The following is a 15,047-nucleotide window of genomic DNA, read 5'->3' as shown; positions in this document are numbered from 1 at the left end:
TCATGCCCAGGATCAACTATCTGACGGCGATCGATTTTGGCCCGGGAGAGCTGAAAGGCCTCCCCGCAGCCATGGCTGAGCTCGGAATATCTCGGCCGCTCTTCATTTCCGACCAGGGCCTGGCCTTCTCGGGGCTGGCCGACAAGGTGCAGGCTTTGACGCCTGAGGTGACCGCCTCCTATCTCGAGACGCCCTCGAACCCGACGGAAGCTGCCGTCTCCGATGCGCTCGAGGTCTATCGCGCGCGTTCTTGCGACGGCGTGATCGCCCTCGGCGGCGGCTCGCCGATCGACCTGGCAAAGGGCGTCGCGCTCCTGGCAACGCATGAGGGATCGCTGGAGCAGTACGCCGCCATCTACGGCGGCGTAGAGCGCATCCGACCAACCGTCGCGCCGGTCATTGCCATCCCGACAACGGCCGGCACCGGCGCAGAGGTCGGGCGCGCGGCACTGCTCACCCTGGACGACGGCCGCAAGCTTGGTTTCATCAGTCCGCACCTCATCCCGCGGCGCGCCATCTGCGACCCGCTGCTCACGCTCGGTCTGCCACCGGCCCTCACCGCGGCGACGGGACTTGATGGCCTTTCCCACTGCATCGAAACCCTGTTTTCGCCGCGCTTCAATCCGACCGCGGAAGCGATCGCGCTGGATGGCGCGGGCCGCATCTGGAGAAATCTTCCCCAGGCGTTCGCCGTGCCGGGCGATATCACAGCCCGCAGCGAGGTCATGCTCGGAGCACTCCATGGCGGTCTGGCTTTCCAGAAGGGTCTCGGCGCCGTCCATTCGCTCAGCCATGCGCTTGGCGGCCTGAAAGAGCCCAGACTTCATCATGGCACGCTGAACGCCATCCTCATGCCGATCGTCGTACGCTTCAATGCTCCCGCGGTCGGTGACAAGCTGAACAGGTTGCGGGCAGCCATGGGACTTCCGGCAGACGCCGACGTGCCTGGCGAATTGGAACCCTTGAACCGCCGACTGAACATGCCCGCCGGCCTGGCGGCCATGGGCGTCACCCCAGGATGTTTCGACTGGGTCATCGAGCGGGCGCTTGCCGATCACAGCCACGCCACCAATCCTCTTCCTCCGTCGGCGGAGGATTATCGCGCCATGCTGCAGGAAGCCTTGGCCCAACCCGGCAGGAACCGCCCATGAAGATCACGGCCCAGAAAGTATTTGTCGCGAACGCCCAGAGGACGAACTTCGTTTTCGTCAAGCTCTACACCGACGACGGGATCGAGGGCGTCGGCGAGGCAACCCTGGAATGGAAGACGAAGACCGTCGTCGCGGCTCTGGAAGAGCTGGAACGGGTCCTCGTCGGCCGCGATCCCTTTGCCGTGGATGCCATCATCGAACAGCTCCACAGGGACAGCTACTGGCGAACGGGCGCCGTCTTCCGCACGGCGCTCGGTGGCATCGAGGCCGCCCTCCTCGACATCAAGGGCAAAGCGCTCGGCGTTCCTGTCTTCGAACTGCTCGGCGGCAAATTCCGTGATCGTGTCGAATGCTACGCCAACCACTGGTTCTTCGGTGCAACAAAGCCCGAGGAATACGCCGCCAATGCCCGCAAGGCAGTCGCTATGGGGTACCGGGCCCTGAAATGGGATCCTTTCGATACCGCGGATCTTGAAATGGACCGTCGGCAGCGACGCCAGACGATTGAGATTGTCGAGGCCGTCCGAGATGCGGTGGGGCCCGACGTCAATCTGATGCTCGACGTCCACGGCCGCCTCAATGTCCCGACGGCGATTGCCATGTGCCGGGCACTGGCACCCTTCGATCTGACGTGGGTCGAAGAGCCGACGCCGCCGGAAAACATCGATGCGCTGGCAGAAGTGCGTGCCGCCAGCCCGGTGCCGATCGCTGCCGGCGAACGCTGGTACGAACCGGGGAAATTTCTCGAGGCCCTGTCCAAGAAGGCTGTCGATATCCTGCAGCCCGACGTGTCGCACGCCGGCGGGATGGGCGAGACGAAACGAGTTGCGCATCTGGCGCACACGCATCTCATTCCTGTCGCGCCTCACAATCCCGTCGGGCCGATCATGAACGCCATGACGCTGCACGCCTCGCTCGCCATGCCGAATTTCTCGGTCTTCGAGACCGTATCGATGGATGTCCCCTGGCGCAAGGAACTCGTCCGGGAAACCCTGCAGTTCGACAAAGGGGCAATTCTGGCGCCCACAGCGCCGGGTCTCGGCGTCGAACTGATCGAGGAAGCCTGCGAGCGCTTTGCCTATCAGCCAACCAATGTTCCGCTCTTCGATGGGTCCATGAACACGACCGGCGTAGCGACGGGCGCTCACACATTCGCGGCGGACGAAAGCGAATAGAAGTCACGGGAAAGGGAGTTGACACCGGCTCCCCTTCGCCACATAGTTATATTTAGAACAAGTGCAGTTCAAATATGAACTCACTTAAGCAGCAACGGGGGGAGAGCTGCTTGAAGGTCGGAATCTCATTGTATGGGCCGCTTCTGAGCGAAGCGGGTGCCCGTTTCGCCAGTCAGCTCGGAGTGGAAGACGTCGTCGTCCACCTCACCGACTATGGACGGAACGCGGACGCGAGCGCCTATGCCGCGGGTGGCGTCGTCGGCCCGATCAACGGCGAATGCATCGATGCGCCTCTGTGGTCCTATGATCGCCTGACGGACCTGGTGGCGATGCTCTCGCGACACAACCTCAGGGTCGCCGCCCTCGAGAACATCTCGCCCAACTTCTGGTCCGACATTCTGCTCGACGGTCCGAAGAAGGATGCGCAGATGCAGGACCTTCAGGACCTCGTCAGGAACATGGGGCGTCTTGGCATACCTGTTCTCGGATATAATTTTTCCATCGCCGGCGTGTGGGGATGGCAGCGCAAGCCGGTGGCGCGCGGCAATGCGGTGACGGCCGTCTTCGCCATCGATGAATTCGACGCTGAAAGCCCTGTCCCCGACGGCATGGTCGGCAACATGCGCTACCGCCTGGCCGTTCCCGGGGCAAAGCCTCAGACGGTTGACGAGGCCACACTTTGGTCGCGGCTTCATTGGTTCCTGGAGAAGCTTTTACCGGTAGCGGAAGAATCTCGCGTCCGGTTGGCCGCGCATCCGGACGATCCGCCCGTCGAACGCCTGCGCGGCACCGCGCGGCTGGTCAACAGCCACGCCAAGTACGACCGGCTTCTTTCGCTCGTAGAGAGCCCGGCCAATGCGCTGGAATTCTGCGTCGGCTCGTTGGCGGAAATGCCCGATGGCGACGTCTATGAGGCGACCCGCCGCTTTGCCCGTCGAAACGCCATCGCCTATGTCCACTTCCGCAATGTCCGCGGAAAGGTGCCGAACTACGTGGAGACCTTCGTGGACGACGGTGACGTCGACATGGCCCGCATCGTGCGCGTGCTCCACGAGGAAGGATACGACGGGATCCTGGTTCCTGATCACGTTCCGGAACTCGAGTGCCCGGCCCCATGGCACGCCGGACATGCCTACACGATCGGCTACATGAAGGCGCTTGTCGCACACGCAGACGCCTTGACCAGAAGCTCTTCCGGATCCGCCGGCCATCGGGCCGAGGAACCCTCGGCGGCTGCGGAATAGATCATTCCAGCCACACGGCTGGAAAACAGACAACGGATTCAGTTGGGAGGTAAACATGAAAACGTTGACTATGAAGCTGGCGATGGCCGCAACAGCGTCGTTTCTGGCCATGTCGGCCGGTGCTTGGGCTGGCGAAGTGGTCTGGTGGACGCCGAACTTCAACGAGGCCCGCGCCCGGGATCTCGTGGAGAAATTTCAGGCTGCCAATCCGGACGTGACAGTGAAACTTGAAATCACCACCACCGACGGATTGCCGCAGCGCATCCTGACGGCCCTGCAGTCGGGAGCTGCGCCGGACGTCATCGACGTGCAGCATGGCTGGGTGAATGGCTACGCTCAAAATAACCTGGTCCTGCCCGTCGACGAGGTGTTGACCGATCGCGAGGACTACATTCCCGCCGCCCTGGGATACGACACTTGGAATGGCAAGCTGTGGGGCATTCCATACCGGATCGAAACCCATGCCGTGATCATCAACAAGGGCGACTACAAGGCGGCCGGTCTCGATCCCGAAAACCCGCCGACCACGTGGACCGCCTTCAAGGACGCTGCCAAGAAACTGACGACCAACGGGAAGTCCGGCTTTGCGATCACGGGCGGCGGAGAAGTCGGCAACACCATCTTCCGGTCCTTGCCCTTCATGTGGATGCTGGGTGGCGGCATCATCTCGGATGACGGCAAGCAGGTCCTGGTCAACAGCCCGGAATCCATCGAAGCCGTGACCTTCTACACCGACTTCCTGAAGGAAGGCATTTCGCCGTCGTCGACGCTCGAGAATGACGGCACCGCCAACCGCCGGCTGTTCATCGCCGAGACGGTGTCGATGTATCAGTCCGGTCAGTTCGATATCCAGTCTATCCGCAAGGAAAACCCCAATATCGACATCGGCGTAATCCCTGTTCCCCATCCCGACAACGGGAAGACGGCAGCGATCCTCGGGGGGTGGAGCTTTGTCATTCCTAGCGAGGCGAAGAACCCCGACGACGCGAAGAAGCTCCTGGGCTTCCTTGCCGAGGCGGAGAACCAGGCCGTTCTGACCGACACCTTCCCCGCCCGCCTGTCTGCTATGGAAGCCGAACGCTTCAACGACCCGATCCTGCAGGTCTTCAAGGAAATGCTCCCGTTCGGACGGCCCGTGCCGGCCCATCCGAACTGGGTCCAGATATCCCAGGCCTATTTCGATGGGATCCAGCGCATCCTCCTCGGCGACGAGGACGTCAAGACCGCCATGGATGGCGCCGCCGAAGAAATCGAAGGGCTTCTTTAGATCCCTCCCGTCCGGAAGGCGCTCGGCATCCTGCCGGCGCCTTCCCGTCCTGTAATCAGGAATGAAATCGGATGCAGAAACAATCCACTGGGTACCTGTTCGTTTTACCCGCGCTCATGGTGCTGGGCATGCTGATCGCTTATCCGGTCGCCTATACCGGGCTGCTGAGCGTCACGGACAATGCCGGAAATTATGTCGGGCTGGACAACTTCCGGCGCATTCTGTCCGCGCGCGCCACGCCGACGGCATTCTGGAACACCCTCTGGTGGGTGTTCGGGTCCATCGTCTTTCAGGTCATCCTCGGCGTCCTGACGGCAATCCTGCTGAACCAGAACTTTCGCGGCAGGGCCGTCGTCCGCTCTGTGACCCTGGTGCCGTGGGTGGTGCCGGGCATCGTTGCCGCAACCACCTGGGCATGGATGCTCCACACGGAGTTCGGCATCATCAACTACATGCTCACGAGCCCTGGTCTGATCGACGAGCCGGTCGGCTGGCTGACGAACGGCAGCACCGTGATGCCGGTGATGATCGCGATCAACATCTGGAAGATGTTTCCCTTCGTCGCCATCATGGTCCTGGCCGGGCTGCAGTCCATTTCCAACGATCTCTACGAAGCGGCCCGCATCGATGGGGCAAGCTTCTGGGAAGAGGTCCGCTACGTCATGCTGCCCCAGGTTCGGACGGTGATCGTCGCGGTCACGCTTCTCCTGGTCATCTGGGCCTTGAACCACATCACCATTATCTATGCCATTACCCGCGGAGGACCGGCGAACCGGACCTTGATCACACCGATCCAGATCTTCAGGACAGCCTTTGAGAGCGTCCAGTTCGGACAGGCGGCGGCCCTTTCCGTCATGTTCTTTGCTGTCGCGATCGTGGTTGTGTTCATCTACATCCGGACGCTGGCCTCCAACCCGGAGGAAGCGCGTTGAACAAGCTTCAGACCCTCAAGCGCCCAGGCCTGCCGGGCTGGCTGATCCTCTTCGGTTCGGTTCTGCTGGTCCTGGTCTGCCTGTTCCCCTTCTGGTGGATGGTATTGTCTTCGGTGAAGACGCTGCGCGAGCTCTACACGGTTCCGCCGATCTGGTGGCCCGCGGCCCCCACATGGGATAACTATCGCACAGTCCTGTTTGAATCGAACATCCCGCGCTACTTCCTCAACAGCATCGTCATCTCCGTCGGATCAACGGCACTCGCGCTGGTGCTCGCGATCTTTGCTTCCTACGGCTTTGCCCGCTTCAACTTCAAGGGAAAGCCGCTTCTCCAGTCCTTCGTGCTGGTGGGCCAGCTCCTGCCGACGGCCGCCATCATCGTGCCCCTGTTCGTCACGCTTCGGGTGCTGAATCTGGTCAACACCTACTGGGGCCTGATCCTCGTCTACATGATCATCACGCTCCCGCTGTCGGTGTGGATGCTCACCAGCTACTTCAAGAACATTCCCGTCGAACTGGAGGAAGCAGCGATCATCGACGGCGCCAGCCGCCTGGAGTGCCTCTTCCGCATCACGCTTCCCCTCTCCTTGCCCGGTCTCGCCTCCGTCATGGTCTACGCCTTCGTCACGACCTGGAACGAGTTCATCTTCGCGCTCTGCTTTGCCACCGACTCCTCGGTGAAGACGCTGCCCATCGGGCTTGCGGAGTTCTCGACGGAGTTCAACACCGACTGGGGCGCCGTCATGGCAGCCTCCGTGGTGATGACCCTGCCGATTGCCATCCTGTTTCTATCCATGCAGCGGCTCTTTGTCGGTGGCCTGACCGCCGGCGCGACAAAGGGCTGAGAGAGGAATGCAATGACCTATACCTCCCCTATCCCCCAACTTGGCCTCGGTACATTCGGACGCACGGGCGACGCGGGCATCCGGGCGATCCTGTCGGCGATCGAGATCGGCTATCGCCACATCGATACGGCCCAAAGCTATGATACCGAAAGCAGCGTCGGCGAAGCCATCCGCCGTTCCGGGCTGCCGCGATCCGACTTCTTCGTCACCACCAAGGTTGCAGACACCAATCTGTCGAAAGCCGATTTCCTGCCGAGCGTCGAGAAGAGCCTCGAGACGATCGGTACCGACCAGGTCGACCTGCTGCTTATTCACTGGCCATCCCAGAATGATGAGGTGCCGTTCGACGACTACATGCTGGCGCTGGCCGAAGCACGGCAACGCGGATGGACCCGCCATATCGGCGTCTCCAACTTCCCGATCGCTCTCCTCGACAAGGCCTTCGCTCTTCTGGGCGAGAATACGATCACCACGGATCAGGTCGAGATCCACCCTTACCTGCAGGCACCACGGCTCGTGAACCACTGCCGCAGCAAGGGACTGGCGCTGACTGCCTACCAGCCCCTCTACAAGGGAGCCGTCAACGACGACCCGCTGCTGAAGGCCATCGCCGAGACCCACGGCGTCACTGCCGCTGCCGTCGCGCTGGCCTTCCTCATGGCGGAAGGCCACGCCGTCATCCCTGCCTCCTCCAGCCTTGAAAATCTGAGAAACAACTTCGCATCGCAAGACGTGAACCTCACCGCCGACGAGATCGCGCGGATCCGCATGCTGGACCGCTCCGCACGGCATATCAATCCGGCCAAATCACCCCGCTGGGATGATTGAGACGCCCTGACAGGAGACTGCAATTGGCACCGGTATCGATCAACAACGTTCGGAAATCCTATGGCGCCCTGGAGGTGCTGCATGGCGTGTCAATCGACATAGCCGACGGCGAATTCGTGGTTCTCGTCGGCCCGTCCGGCTGCGGCAAGTCGACCTTGCTGCGCATGCTGGCCGGGCTCGAGGACATCTCGGCAGGAGAAATCTCCATCGGCGACCGCGTCGTCAATTCCCTTCAGCCGAAGGAGCGCGACATCGCCATGGTCTTCCAGAGCTATGCGCTCTACCCGCACATGACGGTCGAGCAGAACATGGGCTTCTCGCTGAAGCTTGCCCGCGCGCCCAAGGAGGAGATCCGCAGCCGGGTCGCCAAGGTTGCGGCCATGCTCAACCTCGTCGACTATCTCGACCGCTACCCGCGTCAGCTGTCCGGTGGGCAGCGCCAGCGCGTCGCCATGGGCCGCGCCATGGTGCGCAATCCGGAAGTCTTCCTCTTCGACGAGCCGCTGTCCAACCTCGACGCGAAGCTGCGGGTGCAGATGCGGTCGGAGATCAAGCAGAACCACCATCGGCTCAATACGACGACCGTCTACGTGACTCACGACCAGATCGAGGCCATGACCATGGCCGACAAGATCGTCGTGATGCATGGCGGGGTCGTGGAGCAGGTGGGATCTCCCCTCGAACTCTACGATTACCCGGCAAACCTTTTCGTTGCAGGCTTCATCGGCTCCCCTGCGATGAACGTCATCGGCGGCAGGGTGAGCGGCGGCGGCTTCATCGGCGACGACGGCACCCGCATTGCCCTGCCCTTTCCGGTGACGGAATTCGAGGGAGGGGAGATGAAGCTCGGCATCCGTCCCGAACATCTCCTGCTCGACGCGAACGGGCATGCGGCCGAGATCATCACGATCGAGCCCACCGGCGCGGAGACACAAGTTCTCCTGCGGCTTGCCGGCCACGACATCATCGGCGTCTTCCGCGAACGAATCCTGCGTAAGCCCGGCGAGATCCTGCATGTCTCCCTCCTCCCCGAGCGTATCCAGCTTTTCGACGGCAAGAGCGGGCAGCGCATCGACTTCCGGGAGGCGGCGTGACGATGGCGATCTATCCGGACCTGAAGGGAAAGACGGTCGTGGTTACCGGGGGCGCAAGCGGTATCGGCGCAGCGCTGGTCGAAGCCTTCGCCCAGCAGGGAGCCAAGGTTGGTTTTCTGGATCGGGACGAGACGGCCGGCACGGCTCTAGCCAATGCTTTGACGTCGCAGGGCAGCCAGGTTCACTTCGTGCCCCTTGACCTGCGCGACACGGAAACGCTCCGCGCCGGCATCGAGACCGTCAGAACTGAGCTGGGAGCGATAACCGTTCTCGTCAACAATGCCGCGCATGACGAACGCCATGCGACGGAGGATGTGACAGAGGCATATTTCGACGATCGCATCGCCACCAACTTCAAGCACCAGTTCTTCGCCTCGCAGGCGGTGCTGCCCGACATGAGGGCGGCAGGCGGCGGAGCGATCATCTGCATGAGTTCGATCTCGTGGATGGCCGGATTTGGCGGCATGGCGCTGTACACCGCCTCCAAGTCGGCCGTTATCGGGCTTGTCCGGTCGATCGCCCGGGACTTTGGCCCGTTCAACATCCGCGTCAACGCCGTCACGCCAGGCTGGATCATGACGCAGCGACAACTGGATCTCTGGCTGACGCCGGAGGCGGATGCCATGCGTCAGGAACGCCAGGCTCTCAAGCAACGGCTGATGCCGGCGGATGTCGCCAAGCTCGCTCTCTTCCTGGCATCCGACGACGCGCGGGTGATCACCAGCCAGAACTACATCATCGACGGCGGCTGGGTCTGATCGCCGCCTTCAAATTCCCACTTCGAGGTTCATGACATGCAGTCTCCCGCAGAAATCAAAGACATCAACCGACCGGCACGTGAGTTGTGCGACGCCCTGGCTCTGATCGGCACGGCAACCGCCAGCAGCGAACTGAGCCTCATGGGGATCCGAGACCCGCAGATCCGCGGGCCGCTTCCCCTGAAGTACGGCCGCTCGGTAGCTGGTCCGGCGCTGACGCTGCAGTGCATGCCGAAGCGCGAGGATCTTTACGGCTCCAACGAATACGACAATCCCGAACTGCAGCTGCATCGCCACGTCCTCTATCCGGCCCAGGCCGGCGATATGGTGGTCGTCGACGCCCGCGGCGACATGGCAAGCGGTATATTCGGCGAGATGATGCTGACTTTCCTGGCCGGCCGTGGTGGCGCGGGCATCGTCGTGGACGGCTGCATCCGCGATTCCGCCAAGGCCAAGGAACTCGATCTCGGCATCTGGGTGCGGGGTGTGACACCCAACTATCACGCCCAGACAGGGCTGATCCCCTTTGCGGTCAACGTGCCGGTGGCATGCGGCGGTGTTTTGGTCATGCCGGGCGACATCATCGTGGCCGATGACGACGGGGTGATTGTCGTGCCGGGCGCGCTTGCGGTCGAAGTGATCGCGCGTTCGAGCGAACACGCCGAGTGGGAAGAGTTCGCCCGGTTTCGCCTGTCACAGGGGGGCGATCTGCGCAAGTATTACCCGCTCACGGAAGCGGTGCAGGACGAATACGTCGCCTGGCGCAAAGCTCAGACGGCCGACTGACCGAAAGACGCAACAAGGCTCAGGCGCGACGGAGCGGCCGAGCCGCTTCGCCGAAAAGAAAAATGCAAGGACCGGATTATCGCCATGGCAGCGGCACTGACGATAGAAGAGCTGATCGCCGAGGAGGAGACCGTTCAGCTCGGTGGCTTCGACTATGAACTGGCATGGCGGCTCGGCTGTGCCATTCGCGAGACGGCCTCTGTGAAGAACCTGCCGATCGCGATAGAAGTCAGCCACCATGGCACCGCCGTTTTTACGGCGCTGCTGCCCGGAGCCTCTCCGGACAACCTGGTGTGGGCTCGCCGGAAGCGGGCGGTGGTCGAACGGTTCAACCGCAGCTCGCTCTACATGCGCCTGCTTTGCGAGCGCAATGCCACGGATTTCCACGCCCGCTATCGCCTCCCCGCTGCGGACTTTGCGGCCAGCGGTGGCGGCGTTCCCGTTCGCGTCCGGAACGTCGGGATCGCAGGTACCGTTGCCATCAGCGGCCTGCCGGATGTGGAAGACCATGCGATGGCCATGCGGGCGCTGGAAAGGCTCGCCTGACACCGCGAACCCATGCGGCGCGAAGCTTGGCGTGACTGAGATCGGCGCAGCCTGAAGAAAGGTTGGGAATATGTACAAGTTCATGAAGGGCTCTACCCACGAGCTAGCCTCGGCGGAAATTGCCATCAAGGCGATACCGGACGATCCGCGCGTCTGGGTGCCTCAGGCCCCGGACGTCTTCTTCCGGCCGATGTTTCTCAACACCTTGACAGGGCAGTGGTGCAACCTCCTGAAGGTCACCCGCTCGGGCATCCTGTCCCGGCATGTGCACCCCGCACCAGTCTTCGGCATGGTGATGAAGGGCAAATGGCACTACTTCGAGCACGACTGGGTGGCGGAGGAAGGCTCTTTCGTGTTCGAGCCGCCCGGCGAGATCCACACGCTGAACGTCCCCGAGGATTGCGACGAGATGATCACCTTCTTCAACATCTCGGGCTGCATGGTCTATCTCGACAAGGACAACAGCCAAATCGGCTACGAGGACGTGTTTACCAAGATCGACATGTGCCGCGCTCACTACGAGCAGGTCGGATTAGGGGCGGATTATGTCGATCAGTTCATCCGCTGACACCGCGGAATGGGCCCGCGGCTGGACGGAAGGGCGCACCGTCCTCGTGACAGGAGGAACAGGCGGCATCGGCAGAGCCATCGCTCAATGCTTTCGTGACGCCGGCGCAACGGTTCACGCCACGGGCGCAACGGACGCCGAATGCGCCCAGGCACGAAGCAACGACCCATCCGGCACGATTCGCTACGACGTACTGGATGTCCGGTCCAACGATGCCATCAGGGGCTTCATTGGGGAACTCGGAGACCTCGATGTCGTCGTCAACTGCGCCGGCATCATCCGCCGGGGTCAGGAGCGTGATCCCGACGTCTTCGACACCGTGGTCGACATCAACCTGAACGGCACGATGCGCGTCTGTGAGGCATCGCTGGACAGGCTGTCGGCCAACAACGGCTGCATCATCAATATCGCCTCCATGCTAAGCTTCTTCGGCGGCGGGCTGGTGCCGGGGTATTCGGCCTCCAAGGGCGGCATCGCCCAGCTCACCAAGTCCCTGGCGATCGCCTACGCCCCGAGGGGCGTGCGGGTGAACGCCATTGCCCCCGGGTGGATTGCAACGCCACTGACGAAGGCGCTGCAGGACGATCCGGCACGCGCCGGCCCGATTCTGGCGCGAACGCCGATGGCCCGCTGGGGTACGCCGGAGGACCTGCAGGGCATAGCGCTTTTCCTCGCAAGCCCGCACGCCGGCTTCATCACGGGAACGATCATACCGGTCGACGGCGGTTACGCCGTCACCTGAGGTCAGGATTCAGCTTGACGGAATCCCTGGAGCAGGTCTGCGTGCCTTCGTCATTGATGCTTGGCACGGAGACCCGTCCGCATCCACAAGAGGTCGCAGAGGAGTGAGAGGGCGAAGCTTTTTCGATAAATGCGCCAAAAACGCAAAAAAGCCCCATGAGGGGGCTCTTAGGGATCGCAGGTAATTTTGGTTGCGGGGGCAGGATTTGAACCTGCGGCCTTCAGGTTATGAGCCTGACGAGCTACCGGGCTGCTCCACCCCGCGTTATCCGAGTTTTGCGCAGCAAAATCTCGTTATTCCGTCCGAGTTTTGCGCAGTAAAAAGGTCGGTCTGTTGGCCGTTTTGTTTCGGCCGTGTGAGAGAAGATGATCGGCTTGTTTCTCTTGCGATTTGCAGACCTGGCAGCGACCTACTCTCCCGCGTCTTAAGACGAAGTACCATCGGCGCTGGGGCGTTTCACGGCCGTGTTCGGAATGGGAACGGGTGCAGCCACCCCGCCAGAACCACCAGGTCGGCAAAGCGCAAGATTTGCGCCTTATGGGCGCAAACCGAATTGAGAAGCTGGTGAAGCGGGCGGTTTAACGCTCGACTTCTTTTGAACACGTCTTTTTGATGTCTTGTCCGGATCATTCCAGCAGCCGGCAGAGCCGAGCCGCCGGTTGTCCGGCGCGCCGTCCGCAGCGCAGCGATCTTGCGATCGCGACAGCGTGAGGACAGAAGAATGATGCTCATCTTTGATGAGCATAAGCAATGGGAACGATCAAGCCGATCGAACGATTAGTACCGGTAAGCTTCATGCGTTGCCGCACTTCCACACCCGGCCTATCAACGTGGTCGTCTTCCACGGTTCTCAAGGGAATACTCGTTTTCAGGTGGGTTTCCCGCTTAGATGCCTTCAGCGGTTATCCCTTCCATATATAGCTACCCTGCTATGCCCTTGGCAGGACAACAGGTCCACCAGAGATATGTCCATCCCGGTCCTCTCGTACTAGGGACAGATCCTGTCAATATTCCTACACCCACGGCAGATAGGGACCGAACTGTCTCACGACGTTCTGAACCCAGCTCACGTACCGCTTTAATTGGCGAACAGCCAAACCCTTGGGACCTGCTCCAGCCCCAGGATGCGATGAGCCGACATCGAGGTGCCAAACAACCCCGTCGATATGGACTCTTGGGGGTCATCAGCCTGTTATCCCCGGCGTACCTTTTATCCGTTGAGCGATGGCCCTTCCACGCGGGACCACCGGATCACTATGACCGACTTTCGTCTCTGCTCGACTTGTCAGTCTCGCAGTCAGGCGGGCTTATGCCATTGCACTCGACGAGCGATTTCCGACCGCTCTGAGCCCACCATCGCGCGCCTCCGTTACTCTTTCGGAGGCGACCGCCCCAGTCAAACTACCCACCATACACTGTCCCGGATCCGGATGACGGACCGCGGTTAGACATCCATGACGATAAGGGTGGTATTTCAAGGATGGCTCCACGAGAACTGGCGTCCCCGCTTCAAAGCCTACCACCTATCCTACACATGCCGACACGAATGCCAGTGTAAAGCTATAGTAAAGGTGCACGGGGTCTTTCCGTCTGACCGCAGGAACCCCGCATCTTCACGGGGAATTCAATTTCACTGAGTCTATGTTGGAGACAGCGGGGAAGTCGTTACGCCATTCGTGCAGGTCGGAACTTACCCGACAAGGAATTTCGCTACCTTAGGACCGTTATAGTTACGGCCGCCGTTTACTGGGGCTTCGATTCAGAGCTTGCACCCCTCCTCTTAACCTTCCAGCACCGGGCAGGCGTCAGACCCTATACGTCGTCTTGCGACTTCGCAGAGCCCTGTGTTTTTGATAAACAGTCGCTACCCCCTGGTCTGTGCCACCCCATCCTACTTGCGTAGAAAAGGGTCACGCTTCTTCCGAAGTTACGCGTGCAATTTGCCGAGTTCCTTCAACATAGTTCTCTCAAGCGCCTTGGTATACTCTACCTGACCACCTGTGTCGGTTTCGGGTACGGTCTATACGGTGGAGCTATTTCCTGGAACCGCGTCCCCGCCCGGACAATCCAATAAGTCCGGACAAGTTGAGCAATCCGTCACTACCACCAGGCCCACGAATATTAACGTGGTTCCCATCGACTACGCGTGTCCGCCTCGTCTTAGGGGCCGGCTAACCCTGCTCAGATTAACTTTAAGCAGGAACCCTTGGTCTTTCGGCGAGAGGGTCTCTCACCCTCTTTATCGTTACTCATGTCAACATTCGCACTTCCGATACCTCCAGGACCCCTCACGGGTATCCCTTCACTGGCTTACGGAACGCTCCGCTACCCCTATACACCTAAGTGTATAAGCCTCAGCTTCGGTGCATGGCTTCAGCCCCGTTACATTTTCGGCGCAAAGACCCTTATTTAGACCAGTGAGCTGTTACGCTTTCTTTAAATGATGGCTGCTTCTAAGCCAACATCCTGGTTGTTTTGGGATCCTCACATCCTTTCCCACTTAGCCATGACTTGGGGACCTTAGCTGGAGGTCAGGGTTGTTGCCCTTTTCACGACGGACGTTAGCACCCGCCGTGTGTCTGCCGACTAGTACTCCTCGGTATTCGGAGTTTGGTTAGGATCAGTAAGACGGTGAGTCCCCATAGCCCATCCAGTGCTCTACCCCCGAGGGTATTCGGTCGACGCACTACCTAAATAGTTTTCGCGGAGAACCAGCTATTTCCGAGTTTGATTGGCCTTTCACCCCTAGCCACAAGTCATCCCAATCTATTGCAACAGATGCGGGTTCGGTCCTCCAGTTGGTGTTACCCAACCTTCAACCTGCTCATGGCTAGATCACTCGGTTTCGGGTCTAATGCGACATACTAAACGCCCTGTTCAGACTCGCTTTCGCTACGCCTACACCTACCGGCTTAAGCTTGCATGTCACACTAAGTCGTTGACCCATTATACAAAAGGTACGCCGTCACCCTTGCGGGCTCCGACTGTTTGTAGGCATCCGGTTTCAGGTTCTATTTCACTCCCCTTGTCGGGGTGCTTTTCACCTTTCCCTCACGGTACTTGTTCGCTATCGGTCATGCACGAGTACTTAGGCTTGGAGAGTGGTCTCCC

The 15,047-nt window shown here is 60.8% G+C and carries 13 protein-coding genes, 1 tRNA gene and 2 rRNA genes (1 of these 16 cut by a window edge); 13 read left to right on the top strand and 3 right to left on the bottom strand.

What is annotated here, in order from left to right; all coding sequences use genetic code 11:
* The first annotated feature begins 2 nt into the window (after positions 1–2).
* From BHD07_RS02260 to BHD07_RS02200, 13 genes are all read left to right on the top strand, one after another.
* Positions 3–1,151, top strand: a complete 1,149-nt coding sequence (locus BHD07_RS02260) for an iron-containing alcohol dehydrogenase (RefSeq protein ID WP_100669973.1) — start codon at positions 3–5, stop codon at positions 1,149–1,151.
* Positions 1,148–2,326 carry a mandelate racemase/muconate lactonizing enzyme family protein gene (locus tag BHD07_RS02255; protein ID WP_100669974.1) on the top strand — a complete coding sequence of 393 codons (1,179 nt, stop codon included), beginning with the start codon at positions 1,148–1,150 and terminating at the stop codon, positions 2,324–2,326. The genes BHD07_RS02260 and BHD07_RS02255 overlap by 4 nt, the downstream gene beginning before the upstream one ends.
* A gap of 110 nt (positions 2,327–2,436) precedes the next feature.
* Complete coding sequence (locus tag BHD07_RS02250) at positions 2,437–3,570, top strand: mannonate dehydratase (protein WP_198516602.1); 1,134 nt, start codon at positions 2,437–2,439, stop codon at positions 3,568–3,570.
* 55 nt (positions 3,571–3,625) lie between these two features.
* Positions 3,626–4,837 carry an ABC transporter substrate-binding protein gene (locus tag BHD07_RS02245; RefSeq protein WP_100669976.1) on the top strand — a complete coding sequence of 404 codons (1,212 nt, stop codon included), beginning with the start codon at positions 3,626–3,628 and terminating at the stop codon, positions 4,835–4,837.
* Positions 4,838–4,908: 71 nt separating this feature from the next.
* Positions 4,909–5,769, top strand: a complete 861-nt coding sequence (locus tag BHD07_RS02240) for a carbohydrate ABC transporter permease (protein ID WP_100669977.1) — start codon at positions 4,909–4,911, stop codon at positions 5,767–5,769.
* Entirely contained in the window at positions 5,766–6,614 is an 849-nt protein-coding gene (locus BHD07_RS02235; RefSeq protein WP_100669978.1) for a carbohydrate ABC transporter permease, read from the top strand. The genes BHD07_RS02240 and BHD07_RS02235 overlap by 4 nt, the downstream gene beginning before the upstream one ends.
* Before the next feature lie 12 nt (positions 6,615–6,626).
* Entirely contained in the window at positions 6,627–7,442 is an 816-nt protein-coding gene (locus BHD07_RS02230) for an aldo/keto reductase (protein WP_100669979.1), read from the top strand.
* 23 nt (positions 7,443–7,465) lie between these two features.
* Positions 7,466–8,536, top strand: a complete 1,071-nt coding sequence (locus BHD07_RS02225) for an ABC transporter ATP-binding protein (protein WP_338277428.1) — start codon at positions 7,466–7,468, stop codon at positions 8,534–8,536.
* Positions 8,537–8,538: 2 nt separating this feature from the next.
* Positions 8,539–9,294 (top strand): SDR family NAD(P)-dependent oxidoreductase, encoded by a 756-nt coding sequence (locus tag BHD07_RS02220; protein ID WP_100669981.1) that lies wholly within the window; start codon positions 8,539–8,541, stop codon positions 9,292–9,294.
* Between the two features lie 36 nt (positions 9,295–9,330).
* The gene (locus BHD07_RS02215) at positions 9,331–10,080 is read left to right on the top strand and encodes a ribonuclease activity regulator RraA (RefSeq protein WP_100669982.1); all 750 of its coding nucleotides are present in this window, start codon (positions 9,331–9,333) and stop codon (positions 10,078–10,080) included.
* Positions 10,081–10,164: 84 nt separating this feature from the next.
* Positions 10,165–10,626, top strand: a complete 462-nt coding sequence (locus BHD07_RS02210; protein ID WP_100669983.1) for a heme-degrading domain-containing protein — start codon at positions 10,165–10,167, stop codon at positions 10,624–10,626.
* A gap of 70 nt (positions 10,627–10,696) precedes the next feature.
* A complete protein-coding gene (locus tag BHD07_RS02205) occupies positions 10,697–11,194 on the top strand; it encodes a 2,4'-dihydroxyacetophenone dioxygenase family protein (protein WP_234819191.1) in 498 nt (165 codons plus the stop codon).
* Positions 11,172–11,936 carry an SDR family NAD(P)-dependent oxidoreductase gene (locus tag BHD07_RS02200; RefSeq protein WP_100669984.1) on the top strand — a complete coding sequence of 255 codons (765 nt, stop codon included), beginning with the start codon at positions 11,172–11,174 and terminating at the stop codon, positions 11,934–11,936. Before BHD07_RS02205 ends, BHD07_RS02200 begins: the two co-directional genes overlap by 23 nt.
* Before the next feature lie 187 nt (positions 11,937–12,123).
* On the opposite strand, the gene BHD07_RS02195 is transcribed toward BHD07_RS02200, so the two are convergent.
* The 3 genes from BHD07_RS02195 to BHD07_RS02185 all read right to left on the bottom strand — a co-directional run.
* Positions 12,124–12,200: transfer RNA gene (locus BHD07_RS02195), tRNA-Met, on the bottom strand.
* A 132-nt stretch (positions 12,201–12,332) separates the two neighbouring features.
* Positions 12,333–12,447: ribosomal RNA gene (gene rrf / locus BHD07_RS02190) — 5S ribosomal RNA — on the bottom strand.
* A 245-nt stretch (positions 12,448–12,692) separates the two neighbouring features.
* A 23S ribosomal RNA gene (locus BHD07_RS02185) occupies positions 12,693–15,047 on the bottom strand; it runs 508 nt beyond the window's last position.

Origin of the sequence: Sinorhizobium sp. KGO-5 (assembly GCF_036245905.1) — a bacterium.
In the GTDB taxonomy this organism is placed as follows: Bacteria; Pseudomonadota; Alphaproteobacteria; order Rhizobiales; family Rhizobiaceae; genus Sinorhizobium; species Sinorhizobium meliloti_A.
Note: the sequence above shows the minus strand (reverse complement) of the source record. Positions and strands in the feature narration are given on the sequence as shown.